This is a genomic window from Streptomyces sp. NPDC028289, assembly GCF_055565975.1.
Genome location: NZ_JBVHTI010000004.1, coordinates 965071 through 981632, shown reverse-complemented (window position 1 = coordinate 981632; position 16562 = coordinate 965071). Strand labels below are relative to the sequence as shown.

General features: G+C 69.2%; 13 protein-coding genes and 6 pseudogenes. 11 read left to right on the top strand and 8 right to left on the bottom strand.

Going from position 1 to position 16562, the window contains the following annotated elements; translation table 11 throughout:
• Window positions 1-454: 454 nt before the first annotated feature.
• Window positions 455-1744 (top strand): annotated as a pseudogene (locus ACZ4UV_RS24480) (IS21/IS408/IS1162 family transposase); the annotation flags it as partial.
• On the opposite strand, the pseudogene ACZ4UV_RS24475 reads toward ACZ4UV_RS24480, so the two are convergent.
• Window positions 1743-2426, bottom strand: a pseudogene (locus tag ACZ4UV_RS24475) (transposase); the annotation flags it as partial. The pseudogenes ACZ4UV_RS24480 and ACZ4UV_RS24475 overlap by 2 nt on opposite strands.
• A 319-nt stretch (window positions 2427-2745) precedes the next feature.
• Between ACZ4UV_RS24475 and ACZ4UV_RS24470 the strand changes: the two are divergent.
• Both ACZ4UV_RS24470 and ACZ4UV_RS24465 read left to right on the top strand, forming a co-directional pair.
• Window positions 2746-2820 (top strand): 50S ribosomal protein bL37, encoded by a 75-nt coding sequence (locus tag ACZ4UV_RS24470; RefSeq protein ID WP_099504217.1) that lies wholly within the window; start codon window positions 2746-2748, stop codon window positions 2818-2820.
• 155 nt (window positions 2821-2975) lie between these two features.
• Entirely contained in the window at window positions 2976-3365 is a 390-nt protein-coding gene (locus ACZ4UV_RS24465) for a hypothetical protein (RefSeq protein WP_467840626.1), read from the top strand.
• Between the two features lie 123 nt (window positions 3366-3488).
• Here the strand turns inward: ACZ4UV_RS24465 and ACZ4UV_RS24460 are convergent, their stop codons facing one another.
• Complete coding sequence (locus ACZ4UV_RS24460; protein ID WP_467840623.1) at window positions 3489-4007, bottom strand: MarR family winged helix-turn-helix transcriptional regulator; 519 nt, start codon at window positions 4005-4007, stop codon at window positions 3489-3491.
• A 99-nt stretch (window positions 4008-4106) separates the two neighbouring features.
• Here ACZ4UV_RS24460 and ACZ4UV_RS24455 point away from each other — a divergent pair, with 99 nt between their 5' ends.
• The 4 genes and pseudogenes from ACZ4UV_RS24455 (at window position 4107) to ACZ4UV_RS24440 (ending at window position 6572) form a co-directional block, all read left to right on the top strand.
• Window positions 4107-5585, top strand: coding sequence for an MFS transporter (locus ACZ4UV_RS24455; protein ID WP_467840620.1), 1479 nt, complete (start codon window positions 4107-4109; stop codon window positions 5583-5585).
• Window positions 5586-5612: 27 nt separating this feature from the next.
• Window positions 5613-5816 (top strand): annotated as a pseudogene (locus ACZ4UV_RS24450) (cytochrome ubiquinol oxidase subunit I); the annotation flags it as partial.
• Between the two features lie 14 nt (window positions 5817-5830).
• Entirely contained in the window at window positions 5831-6049 is a 219-nt protein-coding gene (locus tag ACZ4UV_RS24445) for a hypothetical protein (RefSeq protein WP_467840741.1), read from the top strand.
• 163 nt (window positions 6050-6212) lie between these two features.
• Entirely contained in the window at window positions 6213-6572 is a 360-nt protein-coding gene (locus tag ACZ4UV_RS24440) for a hypothetical protein (RefSeq protein WP_467840617.1), read from the top strand.
• A gap of 166 nt (window positions 6573-6738) precedes the next feature.
• Here the strand turns inward: ACZ4UV_RS24440 and ACZ4UV_RS24435 are convergent.
• The 3 genes and pseudogenes from ACZ4UV_RS24435 to ACZ4UV_RS24425 form a co-directional block, all read right to left on the bottom strand.
• A pseudogene (locus ACZ4UV_RS24435) lies at window positions 6739-7515 on the bottom strand (IS701 family transposase); the annotation flags it as partial.
• Window positions 7516-7570: 55 nt separating this feature from the next.
• A pseudogene (locus tag ACZ4UV_RS24430) lies at window positions 7571-7836 on the bottom strand (transposase); the annotation flags it as partial.
• Window positions 7837-7899: 63 nt separating this feature from the next.
• On the bottom strand, window positions 7900-8103 hold the full coding sequence (locus tag ACZ4UV_RS24425; RefSeq protein ID WP_451017958.1) for a hypothetical protein: 204 nt from the start codon (window positions 8101-8103) through the stop codon (window positions 7900-7902).
• Window positions 8104-8255: 152 nt separating this feature from the next.
• Between ACZ4UV_RS24425 and ACZ4UV_RS24420 the strand changes: the two are divergent.
• The 4 genes and pseudogenes from ACZ4UV_RS24420 (at window position 8256) to ACZ4UV_RS24405 (ending at window position 11886) form a co-directional block, all read left to right on the top strand.
• Window positions 8256-9763, top strand: a pseudogene (locus ACZ4UV_RS24420) (ISKra4 family transposase).
• A 465-nt stretch (window positions 9764-10228) separates the two neighbouring features.
• Window positions 10229-10654, top strand: coding sequence for a hypothetical protein (locus ACZ4UV_RS24415; protein WP_451017959.1), 426 nt, complete (start codon window positions 10229-10231; stop codon window positions 10652-10654).
• Complete coding sequence (locus tag ACZ4UV_RS24410) at window positions 10655-10792, top strand: hypothetical protein (protein WP_451017960.1); 138 nt, start codon at window positions 10655-10657, stop codon at window positions 10790-10792.
• 185 nt (window positions 10793-10977) lie between these two features.
• Complete coding sequence (locus tag ACZ4UV_RS24405) at window positions 10978-11886, top strand: TRAP transporter substrate-binding protein (protein ID WP_467840613.1); 909 nt, start codon at window positions 10978-10980, stop codon at window positions 11884-11886.
• A 1070-nt stretch (window positions 11887-12956) separates the two neighbouring features.
• Here the strand turns inward: ACZ4UV_RS24405 and exaC are convergent.
• The 3 genes from exaC to ACZ4UV_RS24390 all read right to left on the bottom strand — a co-directional run bounded on the left by exaC (window position 12957) and on the right by ACZ4UV_RS24390 (window position 16538).
• Window positions 12957-14480: an acetaldehyde dehydrogenase ExaC gene (gene exaC, locus ACZ4UV_RS24400; protein ID WP_451017483.1), complete on the bottom strand. Its 1524-nt coding sequence runs from the start codon at window positions 14478-14480 to the stop codon at window positions 12957-12959.
• 96 nt (window positions 14481-14576) lie between these two features.
• On the bottom strand, window positions 14577-15833 hold the full coding sequence (locus ACZ4UV_RS24395; protein WP_451017482.1) for a GAF domain-containing protein: 1257 nt from the start codon (window positions 15831-15833) through the stop codon (window positions 14577-14579).
• Window positions 15834-15935: 102 nt separating this feature from the next.
• Window positions 15936-16538, bottom strand: coding sequence for an N-acetylmuramoyl-L-alanine amidase (locus tag ACZ4UV_RS24390; RefSeq protein ID WP_390048372.1), 603 nt, complete (start codon window positions 16536-16538; stop codon window positions 15936-15938).
• Between the last annotated feature and the right edge of the window lie 24 nt (window positions 16539-16562).

Below are 16562 nucleotides of genomic sequence, written 5' to 3'. Positions count from 1 at the left end.
TCCACCTGCACGTCGAGCCTGGATGAAGGCCCCCATCCGGGCTCGGTATTACTCCGGAGGGCGCTCGACAGCGGCGTCGGCCTGCGCCTCCACGTCTACGCGGAACCGGCGACGATAGTCCGGCGCCGCATCAGGCCCCACTTCCCTGCCCTGGACCAGAAGAGGAACCTGCGCTGGGCTTCGTGAGCTGAACCGGAGCGGTCCAGTACCGCGCTGACCTGATCGACGCATGCCTCGCCGTAACAGGGTTATCCATCACACCCACGACAACCGATTTCAACCTGCACTGCCGTCCAGGCTCGTCGTCTCACGGCGCTGCGAGCATGTCGGAGGACACGGCAGACTCCCCGCTGGCGGTCAGTTGGCCTCCCCGCTGGCGGACACGAAACCTCCCCGGTGATGGACAGCTGATCGCCCCGCAGACCCACCAAGCCCATGACACAGAGTGGGCACGGTGAAGAGCGATGAGGAGATCATGGAGATTCTTGAGGCTTACGACCTCACCGGGAGTTACTGGAAGACGGCCGAGCTGGCCGGCTGCGACCACCACACGGTGCGGCGTTACGTGCAACTGCGTGGGCAGGGGGTCGATCCGACAGAGCGGGCCGTGCGGTCGAGGCTGATCGACGACTTCCTGCCGAAGGTCGAGGAACTGGTCGAGCGGTCCCGCGGCAGGGTCGGTGCCGACGCTGTTCACAAGAAGATCGTCGCGATGGGCTTCACCGGTACCGACCGTACGACCCGCCGGGCTGTCGCGGCGGTGAAGGAGTCCTACCGGGCCGGGAACCGTAGGGTCTTCCGCCCCTGGATACCCGAGCCGGCGATGTGGCTGCAGTGGGACTGGGGCGAAGGTCCGCGCATCGACGGAAGACGCACCAGCCTGTGGTGCGCATGGCTGGCCTGGTCGAGGTTCCGGGTGGCCATCCCCGTGCTCGACAAGTCCCTGCCGACGGTGGCGGCCTGCCTGGACGCGACGTTCCGGACGCTTGGCGGGGTGCCGACCTACTGTCTGACCGACAACGAGAGGACCGTCACCGTCGAGCACGTGGCCCGGATCGCGGTCCGCAACCCAGATCTGGTGCCGATCGCCCGCTACTACGGGACGGTCGTGCGGTCCTGCATGCCGGCCGACCCGGCCTCGAAGGGCGGGACGTAGGCGACGGTTCGGATCGCGAAGCGGGACCTGGTCCCCACCGCGGTGAACCTGCGAACCGAGTACTCCGACTTCACCGAACTCCAGGAGTTCTGCGAGAACTTCATGACCGAGGTGAACAGTCGGGTCCACCGCGAGACCCGCCGGATCCCGGCCGAGCTGCCGGCCGAAGAACGGCTGCGGCTTCACCCGGTGCCCAAGCAGCCGTTCACCGCCGCGTTCGGCGAGACCCGCAGGGTCGGCAAGGACTCCACAATCTCGGTCGAGGCGGTCCGTTACTCGGTTCCGCACAAGTACGTCGACGAGCGTGTCTGGGTCCGCATCCACGGCGACGAGCTGATTGTGACCGCTATGGTCACGGGCAGCGCGGTCGAGGTCGCCCGCCACCCGCGCTCGACCCCGGGCAGTCCCCGGATCGCCGACGAGCACTACCCCGACGCCCCGCGCGGTGAGCGCACACCTCGGGCGACGAACCCGGCCGAGGCCCAGTTCCTGGCGATCGGGCCTGGAGCGGCGGCCTGGCTGGTCGAGGCCGCGGCGACGGGCGCCCGGCGGACCCGGGCGAAGATGGCCGACGCGGTCGCACTGGCCGGCAGCCGCGCAGCAGGTCGGCCCATGATTCGGTGGACTCCCGCAGACCCTCCGCGAGCGCCATCAGTTCCTTGGTGCCATCGAGGCGGACGCCCATCAGGACCAGGACGCAGGAGTGGGCCTGGCCGAGGCGGACCTTGGGGTGGACGCCGTCGGCCCACACGTAGACGTAATCGGTGGCGGCCAGGTCGCGGTTCTGGAAGGCGGCGTGGTCGTCCTGCCACTGCCTGGTGAGCCGGGTGACCGTCGCTGCAGACAGGCCGGCCGAGCTTCCGAGGAACTGCTCGAGTGCGGGCACGAAGTCGCCGCTGGACAATCCGTGCAGGTGGAGGAGCGGGAGGACTTCGCTGATCTTTGGGGACTTGCGGCACCAGGGCGGCAGGATCTTGGAGGAGAACCGGTGACGCTCGCCGGTCTCCTCGTCGACACGACGATCGTTGACCCGTGGCACCCGTACCTCAACAGGGCCGGCGGCCGTGGTCACGGCGCGGAGACGGTGATGACCGTTGCGCACCACCAGGCGGCGGCCGCGTTCGTCCCGCGCGGCGGCCAACTCGGCTATGTACTGGTCGACTTCTGCCTCAAGAGCAGCGGCGAGCATTCTTCGGGCCCCTTCCCGCACGATCTCGTCGATCAGAGATCCGGTGGACGTGGAGCCGTCTTCATTGACTACGCTGAGCATGGGCGTGCCTTCCTGACCCGCGCTGCAACGCGGGCCCTGACTTGGTGACCGTCACAGGATCATCGGGAAGGTACGCCCTTCGCATGCCCTCCCGAGGGGCGATCCACAAGTCATGAGCATTGCTCACGCGTCTCATCCATCAACAGACAGTGACGCAGTGCGCGGCCAGGGCTTTGGAAAGCGCTTGATGGTCCGAGCCCTGCACTGCCTCTGACCTGCGGCCGGCAGCAAGCGCCCGCAGCACCGCTGATGCGGACACTCCGGGCCGAATCTAGACTGACGAGGGCATAGAAAGTCCCGGATTAGGGAGATGCGCACTATGGCTAAGCGAGGGAACAAGCGACGCGGCCGCAAGAAGAAGAAGGCGAATCACGGCAAGCGTCCCAATGCCTGAGCCAACCTGAGCAGAGGCCAGACTCGACGAGACCGAGGCCCACTCTTGAAGACTGGGGGGGGGCTGACGTGGGCTTTCATCGGTCTGTCGGGCAGGGGAGGTGTGTCACTTCCGCGATGGTCGTTCCGACACAGTCACCCCGAGTTCGTGACTTGATGGCGCTGGGTCTCCTGGTGTCGGCCGCGGTCCTCTTTCATGTGGGCACTGCGGACGCGTTCAACGCCCTGGCGTACGGCGGTCGCGTCGTGGGCGTCGCCTTCGTCGCCGCGGCGCTGGTCGAAGCGGTCGCAGCGCTGGCCGTGTGCGACTACCGGCGAGGTCGCCTATCCCGCCTGGCGGGCACCGCGCCGTCGGTGCCCTCCTCGCCGATCTTTGCCTATGCACAAGGCGTGACCCGCCGCGAACTGGGTCGGCGCCGTCCTCACCGCCGTCTCCGGGCCGGTCGTCGGAGTCGCCTGCCCGAAACCGATCCGCGCGTCGTGAACCAGGTCACTGTTCGCGCGGATCCACCGCCGTCCGATCGCGTCGACCGGGGTCGGGGTTGAGGCCGTGGCGGGGCGCAGCTGGGCGAGAGCGCACGGGCCAGATCCTGACCGGCCAGGTCGCCGTGCGGCTGCCCGGCGAGGGGCAGGGCGTGTGCCGAGGTGGTCGACTGATCCAGCGGACCGTCAGGGGTGTGACTGTGCCGCCGGACGCGTGGCGCGGGTCCGTGGACGCGTGCTGGTCAGCCCCGTTTCCATGGCGGAGAGCAGGGCCAGGGCCGCGTCGAGGTGGGTGGTGTCGTGGCCGGCGGCGGCGGAGACGGCCGCGGCCCATTCCCGGCGGACGAGGGCGTAGTTGGCGCGTCCTTGCTCCGTGGAGTGGACTGTCACCCCGCGGCCGTCACCGGGGTCGGCACGCCGCTCGATGAGACCCTTGCGCTCCAGCCCGCCCAGGACGGTGGAGAGATTGGTGCGCTGCAGCCCGGTCGCGGCGGCGATGCGGCTGGGCGGTGCGGCGTGGTCGTGCTGGAGGTGGCGCATCACCATGCCTTCGGACGGTGACAGGGGGATGGCCCGTTCGTCGGTGTAGCCGCGGAACTGGATCTCCCGGCTGATGATCAGCACGAGGTCGGCGAGCTCGGCCCACCTCCGGTCCTCGTCCGTTCCGGCCGTCGGGCCCGTCTGATGCGTCTGGTCCTCCGTCACGACTCCAGAGTACGGGCTTGCCCGTAAGTGGTTATGAGGCCATACTCCTTATGGCCTCATAGTTATGAAGTCATAACATCATCGCTCTCTGGAGCTGTCATGCCGACAACCACTTCCTCCCGGCGCGCCGCCACGGCGACACTGTCGCCCCGTGCCGCGGCCCGTGCGGGCGGCCTGCACCCGGTCGGGGTGTTCATCCTGCTGGCAGGCGCCTTCCTGCCGATCATGGACTTCTTCATCACCAACGTGGCGCTGCCCAGCATCGACGCCTCGCTGCACGCCTCGGCGTCGTCGCTGGAGCTGGTGATCGCCGGGTACGGCGTCGCGTACGCGACCCTGCTGGTCCTCGGCGGCCGGCTGGGGGACCGCTACGGCCGCCGCCGGATCTTCCTCGGCGCGCTCGTCGGCTTCGTGCTGGCGTCCCTGGCCTGTGGCCTCGCCCCGAGTGTGGGTGCGCTGATCGGGGCCCGCATCGTCCAGGGCGCCACCGCCGCCCTGCTGATCCCGCAGGTGCTGGCGACCTTCCACCATGTCCTCGAAGGGGAGCGCAAGGCCCGTGCGGTGGCCCTGTATGGGGCGACCTCCGGTATCGCCGCCGTCGTGGGACAGCTGGTGGGCGGCCTGTTGGTCAGTGCGGACATAGCCGGTACCTCCTGGCGGCCGATCTTCCTGGTCAACGTGCCCATCGGTGTGGTGGTGCTGTGCGTGGCGGCGCGGGTCGTGCCCGCCACTCGCTCGCACCACCCGGTCGGCATCGACCTGCCCGGCACCGTGCTGTTCGCCGCCACCCTGACCGCCCTGCTGGTCCCGCTGACCGAGGGCCAGTCGCTGGGCTGGCCGTGGTGGACCTGGCTGCTGATCGCCGTCGCGGTCGTCCTCGGCGCGGCCGCCTACGTCGTGGAGAAGCGCGCCGAGCGGCGCGGCGAGGTCCCGCTGCTGCCGCCGTCGCTGCTGCGCCTGCCGTCCATGTCCCGCGGGCTGGCGATGGTGTTCGCCTTCAGCATCGGCTTCGGCGCGTTCATGTTCGTCTTCGCCCTCACCGTCCAGAACGGCCTGCACGCCGACGCCCTCCACGGCGGCCTGGCCATCCTGCCGATGGCCCTGCTGTTCTTCGCCGGTTCCCTGCTCGCCCCACGTCTGCTCACCCGGTTCGGAAGGGCCGCTCTGTCCGCCGGCGCCGCCGTGCAACTCGCCGGGCTGGCCTCACTGGTGACAGTCCTGCCGATCAACTGGCCGCATGTGAGCCTGTGGGCCATGGCACTGCCACTCGCCCTCGTCGGCGCCGGTCAGTCGATGCTGTTCGCCGGCCTGTTCCGCAGCGTCCTCGCCGACGTCCCCACTCACCTCGGCGGCATCGGCAGCGGCGTGCTGATCACCCTGCAGCAGAGCGGCCTGGCCCTCGGTGTGGCCACCCTCGGCACCCTCTATCTGACCCTGGCGCCGCACGGCGTCCAGCACGCCTTCGCCGGCGTCGAGTACGTGCAGATGGGCATCGTCGCCCTGCTCGCGGTCGGTGCGGCAGCCCTGCCGGGCTTCTCCCCGGTCACGGCGTCCGCCATCCCCGTCGTCGACGCCTGAGGCCGGGCATCTCGGAAGGGACCAGTGATGAGTCTTCTCGACTCGTCGCGATGGCAGTTCGCCATCACCGTCATGGTCCACAAGACCTTCCCGGCGATCACCGTCGGCCTGTCGATCTTCCTGTCGCTCGTCCACGGCCTGTACTGGCACACCGGCAAAGCGGTCTACCTGCAGATGTTCCGCTTCTGGCGGCGCATCTTCGCCGTCGGCTTCGCAATCGGCGTGGTCGCCGGAGCCGTCATCAGGTGCTGGGGCAGGACTGGGAGACGATCGTCATCGACTCCGACGACCCCGGTCTCACGCGCGCCATCGTGCAGGCCCGAGCCGACCGGGTCACCTCGCCGCAGCTCACGGGCAAGGTCATCGGCCAGGCCGACGCCGAAGCCCTGGGGCGTTCCGTCTTCGGCTCGCCGTCGGCGGACCACCACGGCGGGAGCGCGGACACCACCGTGGGCCCTTCGTGAGCCGGCCGGGGGGCTCAGCGTGGATCTAGGCTGACCTCGTACGGGCGCGTATCTGGCGCCCTCAGAGATTGCGCTGGTGGCAGGTCCCGGGCGACGGTGCCTCCCGGGCGACGTAGGGGGGAGGGGGTCACCGTGGATTCGACCGCCTCGCCCGCAACCTGGTGTGCCCAGACTCCAGTGGCCGCGCATCGTGGACCCTGCTGCCGGCATCGTCACCAGCTACGACGAGGTCGGCGGCTGCACCCTGCGCCAGGCGTACTACAGGCTCGTCTCGGAGGGCCTGATCCCGCACACCGCGCCGACGTACCGACGTCTGTCGGCACGCCTTGCCCAGGCCCGCCGGGAAGAGCGGTTCCCCGACCTCTTCGACCGGTTGCGCGAGGTCCACGTTCCGCCAGCCTGGCAGGACGTCGGGGACGTGCCTCCGGCACGCGCCCGACTGGTGCGCCCTGGACCGGACCGCCGGCCAGTCGTCAGCCCTGTACGTGGCCTGCGAGAAGGACACGCTACGGGCCTCAGTTGACCGGCTGGCTGGAGCGCACGGGGATCTCTGTGCTCGTCCGTCCGGGGGTTCGGCAGCCAGAGCTACGTGCAGGTCGTCCGCGAGCGCACGGTCCGCGACCCGCGCCGGGCCGTGCTCCTCTATGTCGGCGACTTCGACGCCTCGGTGCCGACATCGAGCGGGACTCACCGGCGGAGCGGATCTCCCAGGCATGCTCCGGCAGGATCGCCGAGACGGTGCGGGCGTTTTGCCCGCGCGGCCCGCACCGGTTCGTGCAGGAGATCGCCAGCACATAACTCAGGCGCTGCCCGGCCAGCCAGCCGCGCAGGACGGGGTCCTGGCCGTAGACCTCGTCGCCGGTCACCCAGCGAAACGGCACCTTCGCGGCAACCGCCCGCTCCAGCATCGCGCGGGCCAGCGCGGGCTTGGTGCGGACGGTGACCTCGTCGCCGATCCCCGCGTCCGCCCGGCGGGCCGGATCCTCGGTCCAGGAGGCGGGCAGGTACAACTCCCGGTCGATCAACGCCCGCCCCTTCGCGGAGGCGTAGGCCGGGAACACCCCCAGCTGACAGTTGTCGATCTTCCCGGAGGTACCGGTGTACTGCCGCTGCACACCGGCCGACCGGGAGCCCTTCTTGATGAAGCCGGTCTCGTCCACAGCCAGCACACCGTCCTCAGCGCCCAGATGCTCCAGCACGAAACCACGAACCTCGTCACGGACCGCATCCGCATCCCAGTCGGCCTGGTTCAGCAACCGCTGCATGCCGTCCGGGCACAGCTCACCGGCCTGCTCGGCCAGCGTCCAGCCGTTCTTGCGCTCCAACGGCGCAAGCAGCCCCCGCAGATACTCCCTTGCCCGTCGACGCGGCTCGGACCTGCGAAAATACCCACCGATCCGAGCATGCAGCGCGTCCAGACCAGCCGCCCAGCGGTGCACCTCATCAACCGTGACGTCCCCACCCATGCCCCGCTCAACGAGCAGCCGGACCGCCAGGTCACAGCAACTGCGGCTGCAGTATTAGGAGTGCCTCATGAAGTGAGGCCAGACGCCAGCCTCGGTCCAGTCCCGCAGCCGACGTCAGGCGGTCACCCCCGAGCAGCCGATGACCTGGGCTGGGACGTCGCACCAGGCAGCTCCCTTGCGCAGCACGTACACGATGCCCGCCAGCGCAACCCGGTCCGGCACCGGCAGCCGTCCGGGATGACGGTGACGTCGGGGCGGCCGCTCTGGCAGCAGTGGAGCTCTTCGCTCCCACAGGTCGTCGGCGACAAGATCGATAGACACCAGCCGGACCCTGACCAGAAGGACCTTCACCACCAGCTGACACGCCGATCTCACCTGAAGTGCTCATCGGCCCTCTTCCGGCGCTGTCCGCCGGTCGGCGAGGCGATCCTGGTCGGCGGCGTTACCGGCACGAGCCTCGGTGCGGTGACCCCGTGCCAGGTAGTCCCGGACGATCAACTCGACAGCGTCCTGCGGGTTCCTGGTGCCGGCCAGCAGCATGACCTCGATGGCCAAATCGCTGTCCAGGCTGATGGTGACCTTCGCCATGACACCTCCTGAAGGGTTCCCGCGGAGCCTATCCAAGCGGCTAACGGTCGGCTGCCGGCACGGCGGGGTGAGTCAACTCCCGGTGTTCAAGGGGCTCTTCCCCCTGCCGTCGTAGGTGCCAACCAAGAACGACTGCCGGCAGAAGAGCCCGGATGGAACGTTACGACACCAGCGATGTCCCTGACCCGTTCGCCTCCACGATGGAAGCGGTGAAGTCGCTGGCAGCACGGCTGTCGGCGCCCGAGACCGCTGGGCTGGACCATGGCGCGGTGGAGCATCTGATCGAGGTGGACGGCCGGGAGATCCTGCGCGTCTCTTCCAGGACCATCTCGATCTGCGTGCGGTCCGTGAGGAACAGCACCCGCCGCCGGTGCCGGTCCTCGGTGCGGACGGCGAGATACGCCCTTACCGCGAGAAGGGACACCAGCGCCGACTGGCCTGCCTGTTCGGGAAGGTGACCGTGACCCGGTGCGCCTGGCGGAGCCGGGGACGGGGCAACGTGCACGTGACGGATGCGGAGCTGTCGCTGCCGCGCGGCCGGCACAGCCACGGCATCAAACGCCTCGCGGTCCGTGAGGCGGTGCGGGGGTCCTTCGCACAGGCCGTCGCGGCGATCACGGACCGGTGCGGGAACGTCCTGGGCAAGCGACGGGCGGAGTCCCTGGTCGTCGAGGCGGCAGTCGACATCGACGCCTTCTACCGCCACAAGATCGCTTCTCCGTGCACGGCGGACATGCCGCTGGTCATCCAGGTCGATGGAAATGGGGTGGTGATGCGGCCCGAAGCATTACGCGAGGCCACCCGGCGGGCCGCCGAGGCCAGGAAGCGACGCGGCCGCCAAGCCAGGCTCGCGCCGGGGGAGAAACCGAACCGGAAACGGATGGCAACGATCGCCTGCGTTCATGACACCGTGCCGGCACCCCGCCGTCCGCACGACATCGTCCACCCACCCGGCGGCCGCAGCGGCCTGCGCACGCCCAGCCCCGGGCCGAAGGCGGTCAACCGGTGGTGCACCGCTTCGCTCGTCCATGACCCGGCTGATGCGATCGCTGAGGCATTCGCCCAGGCAGACGACTGTGACCCGGGGCATCACCGTTCCTGGCTCGTCCTTGTCGACGGCGCCCACCACCAGCTCGACCTCATCGAAGCCGAAGCACGGCGCCGTGACGTCACGATCCACACCCTGATCGACTTCGTGCATGTCGCCGAGTACGTCTGGGCTGCCGGACACGTCTTCCATCCGGTCGGCAGCGTCGAGGCGGAGACCTTCGCCGCGGAGACGCTCACCGCGATCCTGCATGGACACGCCGCCCGCGTCACCCGGGAGATGACCGCGCAGACCGAAAAGGACCAGTTCCCCGGGCCCAAGCGCGAGGCCGTCTACACCTGCGTGCGCTACCTGACCGGGCACCCCGACCGGCTCCGCTACGACATCGCGCTGGAGGCGGGGTGGCCGATCGCGACCGGCTCGGTCGAGGGAGCCTGTCGCCACCTCGTGGGCGACCGCCTCGACATCACCGGTGCCCGCTGGGCTCTCGACGGCGCCGAGGCCGTGCTCAAGCTCCGGGCCGTCCACACCAACGGAGACCTCGACGACTACCTCGCCTACCACCACACCCGCGAGTACCAGCGCACCTGCCCCGACCAGCGGGATTACTAACTCGGGCTTGATCAACGGCCTTCCCCCAGAAGGATCCGCACCCTTCTGAGCATGGCAGTGAGCCGCACGGTCTCTTCACGCGCGTGCCGCCGGCCGTCCATGCTTATCTGGGACACGACGTTTGGGTGATCACCCGTGAAGCACCGAGACCGTGCCGATCGGTCTACCCGTCTTCGCTCTTGCCGCGGCCGATGCACCGACCCCAAAGTTGTACTTCACGACCTTGGGGGTGGCCGGATGAGGCGGACGTGCGCTCGTCAATCAGTGGTTTCCACTGTGGGCGCGTGCGCTCTACTCGCTGCGGCGGCCTGCGGTGGCGGCGCAGAACGAGCCGCCAAGCCCTCACATTCGACAGCAGTATCGCGCACGTACACCAGCCGGTCCTTCGCGACGCCGCTCACGATCACCGTCCCCGCCTCACTGGGAGCGCTGCCGGTATCGGACACGAGCACCTTCCTGACGTGGGTGAAGTCGAGCAACAAGGTCCGGTTCCTGCTGCCCGCGGTCGTGTACCGGCCAGGGGGCAGTGGTAGCCCCGAAAAGCCGCCTGCCACCTACAGGGGCTACGTGGCATTCCTTCATGCTCAGGCCGGATATCACGCGAACTGGCAGGATGAGAAGCCCACGACCGTCGGTGGTCGCGCCGCCACACTGCTGACCGGCACCACCAATGAACCGATGGACGGATCGCTCGGCTGCCCGACGGCCGAAGCGGATCCCGACAAGGACTGCTTCGGCCTCCAGCCCGACTACGAACTTCGAGTGGTCGTCATCGACGCTCCCAGCAGGCCACTGGTGGCATGGACCTCGATAGATCTCACTCAGGTCCAGGATCCTTCGGCCGCCGTCACACGGTTCGAAGGCATGCTCCGGACCGTCACATTCCGATGAGTGCAGATCCTTGTGGCAGTGGACGACGCGCAGCTGCTGAACGAGGTGTCCACGCTCCTGCTGCACGACTTGGCGCTTCGGGGACTGTCGGAGTGCCCGGCACGGCGCGTACGGGCGAACCTGCGCCGGACGCGGTGACCGCACTGTGAACGAGGGAGCGCCCGAGGGCGCAAGGAGGTGTCAAGGTGAGAAGGATCCTGGGAGTCCCGGCGCTGCTGCTCGCGCCACTGCTGGCGCTCGCCGCTTGCACGTCGGGCGCGCCGAAGGCGCAGCAGCCCACATCCGACTCGGCGGGAGCGTCCCCCAAGGTGGTCCATCTGACGATGGCCGTGCCCTACGGCACCACGTCTTCGGTGGAGAGGTTCATCCAAAAGGTCGGAGAGGCGACCGGGGGATCCCTGCAGATCGACGCCAAGCTCAACTGGCGGACGGGCCAGCTCGCCTACGAGGACGGCACCATCGCGGACGTCCAGGCGGGCAAAGCGGATCTGGGGGTGGCAGGCACGCGGGCCTTCCCCGGCCCCGTGCGGATACTCAGCGCGCCAGAGCTGATCACCAGTTACGCAGCCCAGGAACGGCTGTTCAAGAGCCCCCTCTACAAGCGGCTGGGCACCGCACAGAGCGTCCCGGGGATCACCGGCCTCGGCCTGCTCCCGGGCCAGTTTCGCTACCTGTTCACCACAAGTCGCTCGGCCCCGACCCCCACCGGTCTGCACGGGCGGCTCGTCGGCGTGGCACAGTCGAAACTGGCAGACGACACCTTCCACGCTCTGGGCGCACGCACCCGCTGGTATCCGCTGTCCGGGTCGGTCAGCGACATGGACGGCATCGAGTCCACGATCGCCTCCTTCAACCACGAAGGCTACGCCTCCTCCAAGAAGTACCTCACAGGGAATCTGGTGCTGTGGCCCCGCATGGTCGTCCCCTTCATCAGTGACACCGCGCTGAAGCGCCTGAGTCCCGAACAACGCCAGGCGCTCATCCAGGCCGCTTCCGCCGCCTTCGAAGACACGATGTCGGAACTGCAGGCAGAGGATGCGGATGAACTCACCCAACTCTGCGCGGGAGGGCTGGTCGTGGGGCAAGCCAGTGCGGCGCAGCTCGCGGCGTACCGTGTGGCCGTCGCTCCGGTCGACACCCGACTGGAGCACGATCCCCAGACCGGCGAGCTGTTCACGCTGGTGAAGTCGCTGGTGAAGGGAGCGAAGCCGGAACCCGCCCTTCACTGCTGATGCCCCTGGACCTTCCTGAGCGGGACCCGCGGACGGCCTTGGGCCGCACGATTCGGGGTTGACCGGCGGCTGAGCCTTCCCGAACGATCCGGCGGGCAGGGAGACGATTGCCGCGGACAGGATCGCCTTCGGCGACCACCGGGACCCGAGGGGAGGGCAGTGTCCGCCACCAACACGAAGCCGGGGATTTGACGGCAGGATTCCGCCGACGGGGAGCTGCGGAGCAGCGGGCCCTGCTGGCATGCGCGAGAGTTGTGCCATGGGTGCAGCTCCTCGGGAGGAACCGCCTCACCAGCGCAGGCCTGCGGACTCGCAAGTGATACGTGACCCTTCTGGACGCTCCGCACTCTCCAGCGGCGACCATCCAGCCGATCTTGGTTACGGCTGGTGGAGCCACCTGTGGTGTTCGACCAACGAGCAGCTGTACGTCGCGTGATCGGTTTGCCGAAGTCACAGCTCAGCCAGTCCCTCCAAAGGAGCTACACCCAACCCGGTTCCGTGCTCAGCCGAACCAGACCACGAGGCGGACGTGCTCCGGGCCATGCAGCTCGGCCAGCGTCCTCATCACGTCCCAGACCGGAGCCCAATGGGTCCCCGTCCCGGCAACCGTGCTTCGGCTGAGCGTGCCGGACCGATCGGTCCCGTCCCAGTCGGCGGCTGCCAACTCGGCCCAGCTGATCCACGTTGTTCCGTGCGCGTCCTGTGGCCCACCCCAGGCGCTGAAGGTCTCTCGCAGTCCCTCGGAAGCGTCCTCCGGCAGGCCGCGGTCCTCGGACAGCGGTCGGAATCCGGGAGTTCAGGGCAGTCATGAGGTCGAAGAGCTCTCCCAGTGCTGCCGGCGGTTCGGGCGCTGCTTCCGGGTATCGGCGTCGCTGCGCCCGTGACACCACACACCCCGGGCGGCTCGTGGGGGTGATGTCCCTAGGCGCTACTTGGTCCGCGACTGGTCCGGCGGGATCTCCCTTGGATGCCAGACAGTAACTCGAAAGACCCGATTGATTACATTCGGTACCTACAATGTTAGGTTGCCTGAAGCGCAGCAATGCCTCCAGGCAACCCGACTTCAGGCTCTAGAAAAAGCCAAGTTTCTGAGGGCTGTAAGAACAAAGAATGTTCTTCGTCTGCTGGTAGTGCTCCAGCATCATCTTGTGCGTCTCGCGGCCGATTCCCGACTGCTTGTAGCCGCCGAACGCCGCGTGCGCCGGGTACGCGTGGTAGCAGTTGGTCCACACCCGACCGGCCTGGATCGAACGGCCCGCGCGGTACGCGGTGTTGATGTCGCGGGTCCAGACGCCCGCGCCGAGCCCGTACAGGGTGTCGTTGGCGATCTTGATCGCGTCGTCGAAGTCGTCGAAGGACGTCACCGAGACGACCGGGCCGAAGATCTCCTCCTGGAAGATCCGCATCCGGTTGTCGCCCTCGAAGATGGTCGGCTGGACGTAGTAGCCGCCCTTCAACTCTCCGTCGTGGTCGATGCGTTCGCCGCCGGTGAGGATCTTCGCACCCTCCTGCCGGCCGATGTCGAGGTAGGAGAGGATCTTCTCCAGCTGGTCGTTGGACGCCTGGGCGCCGATCATCGTGTCGGTGTCGAGCGGGTGCCCCGGCTTGATCTGGCGGGTGCGGGCGACCGCCGCCTCCATGAACTCGGCGTAGTGGCCGCGCTGGACGAGGGCCCGGGACGGGCAGGTGCAGACCTCGCCCTGGTTGAGCGCGAACATCGTGAAGCCTTCGAGGGCCTTGTCACGGAAGTCGTCGTCGTGCGCCCAGACGTCGTCGAAGAAGATGTTCGGGGACTTGCCGCCGAGTTCGAGCGTAACCGGTTTGATGTTCTCCGAGGCGTACTGCATGATCAGCCGCCCCGTGGTGGTCTCGCCGGTGAAGGCGACCTTCGCCACCCGAGGGCTGGACGCGAGCGGCTTGCCCGCCTCCACGCCGAATCCGTTGACGATGTTCACCACACCCGGCGGCAGAAGGTCCGCGATCAGGCTCATCCAGTAGTGGATGGAGGCCGGGGTCTGCTCGGCCGGCTTGATGACGACCGCGTTGCCGGCGGCGAGGGCCGGTGCGAGCTTCCAGGTGGCCATCAGGATGGGGAAGTTCCAGGGGATGATCTGTGCGACGACCCCGAGCGGCTCGTGGAAGTGGTACGCCACCGTGTCGTCGTCGACCTCGCCCAGCGAACCCTCCTGCGCGCGGATCGCCCCCGCGAAGTACCGGAAGTGGTCGATGGCCAGGGGGATGTCGGCGGCCAGCGTCTCGCGCACCGGCTTGCCGTTCTCCCAGCTCTCGGCGACCGCGAGCGGTTCGAGGTGGGCCTCCATCCGGTCGGCGATCTTCAGGAGGATGTCGGAACGCTCCGTCACCGACGTACGGCCCCAGCCCGGCGCGGCCGCGTGCGCCGCGTCCAGCGCCCGCTCCACGTCCTCGGCGGTGCCACGCGCCACCTCGGTGAACGGCTGCCCGTTCACCGGCGACGGGTTCTCGAAGTACTGCCCGCGGGCGGGCGGCACGTACTCGCCGCCGATGAAGTGGTCGTAGCGCGCCTGGTAGGAGACGATCGCGCCCTCGGTGCCGGGCGCCGCGAAACGGGTCATGGTGGCCTGCCTCCTTGCAGATGCGCTGCCCTCCGTCGGGCAGCTCCCGGCGCGGAGGCTAGGGCAGCGGACGTTGCGAACACGTTGCGCGGCAGGTCAGCCGGCCGGCGCCGCGAGCTCCGCCTCCAGGGCCGCCAGCCGGGACCGTACGACCGCCGTCGGCCGCACCGCCGCCAGCGCCCGCCACACCTCGACGTCGTCCTCGCCCCACGGCGCGTGCGCCCACTCCGCGAGCAGATCCGGGTCCTGACACCCGATCAGCCCGGCCCGCAGCCCGTCCGCCAGCCGCTGCCTGAGCCGTACGACCCCGGGTGCCTGCGAGCCGGGCAGCAACGGGCCGGCGTACGCCCCTACGGCGGCCGTCACCGCGCCCGCCTCCAGCCGCCGCTCCACCACGGTCACGTCCGACTCGACCGGCGCGGCCAGCCGGTACGGCCGGGAGGCGAGCAGCCCCGGGCCCAGCAGCCGGCGCAGCCGGACCAGTTCCGCCCGCAGCGTCACCGGCGTCACCGACTCGTCCTCGTACAGCGCGTACAGCAGCTCGTCACCGGTGAGCCCCTCCGGGTGGCGGGACAGCAGCACCAGCAACTCGCTGTGCCGGCGGCCGAGCCGGATCCGGCGGCCGTCCAGCCGGAGCTCGGCCTCGTCCCGGCCGAGCGCCGTCAACGCGGGCGTCTCGTCGGTGGGCATCGGCGGATCGAGCAGCGCCAGCTGAGACTCGGCGGCCCGCGCCACCGCCTGGACGAAACCCAGGCTGTGCGGGTGCGCCAGCCGGTCGCCGCCGGTGATGTCGACGGCACCCAGCACCCGCCCGGTGCGCGGATCGTGCACCGGCGCCGCCGCGCACGTCCACGGCTGCACCCGGCGGATGAAGTGCTCCGCCGCGAACACCTGCACCGGCCGGTTCACGGCCACGGCCGTCCCCGGCGCGTTGGTCCCGACCGCACTCTCCGACCAGCGGGCGCCCGGCACGAAGTTCATCCGGTCCGCCCGGCGCCGGGTCGCCGGATGCCCCTCGACCCACAGCAGCCTGCCGTCCGCGTCGCACACCGCCAGCAGATGCTCACCGTCCGCCGCGAACGTCCCCATCAGCTCCCGGAACAGCGGCATCACCCGTGCCAGCGGATGCTCCGCCCGATACGCCCCGAGGTCACCGTCCGTCAGTTCCACGCGCGCCGCGCAGTCCGGCCCCACCCCGGCCCGGGCGGAACGCCGCCACGACTCGGCCACCACGGACCGCACCGGGCGCGGCACGGTGCCCGCCGTGGTGAACGTCTCGTGCGCCCGGCGCAGCACCCGGACGCGCTCGGCAGGGTCGGTCCCCGGCTCCAGGGCCACCCACGGATCGGTCAACTCGGCCTCCCGACGGCGATGCGGCTGGGGACATCGTCATGCGGGGTGTTCGCGCCGACAACCGTTTCGACCATCCTCCCTCCGAGGACCGGTCCACCGGCCTCACTCCGACTGTCCCACCAGCCTCATGTAGCGGACCCAGTCCCAGTGCCTGCCCGGATCGGTGTGGTCGGTCCCCGGCACCTCGACATGCCCGATGACGTGCTCCCGGTCCTTCGGGATGCCGTATCTCTCGCAGATCGACGCCGTCAGCCGCGCCGACTCCTTGTACAGGGCGTCGGTGAAGTACTCCGGCCTGTCCACCCAGCCCTCGTGCTCGATGCCGATGCTCCGCGTGTTGTACTCCCAGTTCCCCGCGTGCCAGGCCACGTCGGTCTCCCGCACGCACTGCGCGACGTGCCCGTCGGCCGAGCGCACCAGGTAGTGCGCGGACACCCGCTTCTTCGGGTTCTGGAAGATGGAGAGCGTGCCGGCGTACGCCTGCTGCGTCACATGGATGATCACCCGGTCGATCGCGTACTCGTCGGGACGCTGGGCCGGGGTCCGGTTCTCGCTGCTCGCCGCCTGCCACTCGGCCGACGGATAGTCGACGACTCCGGTCTGCGCGCCCGCCCGGCCCGCGGGCAGCAGCGTGTACGGGACGGCGGCGAGGGCCGCGCCCTTCAGGAGCCGTCGTCTGCTGGGGAGCGGTCGTACCCGGTCCATGGATGGGTGCCTTCCGGAAGCGTG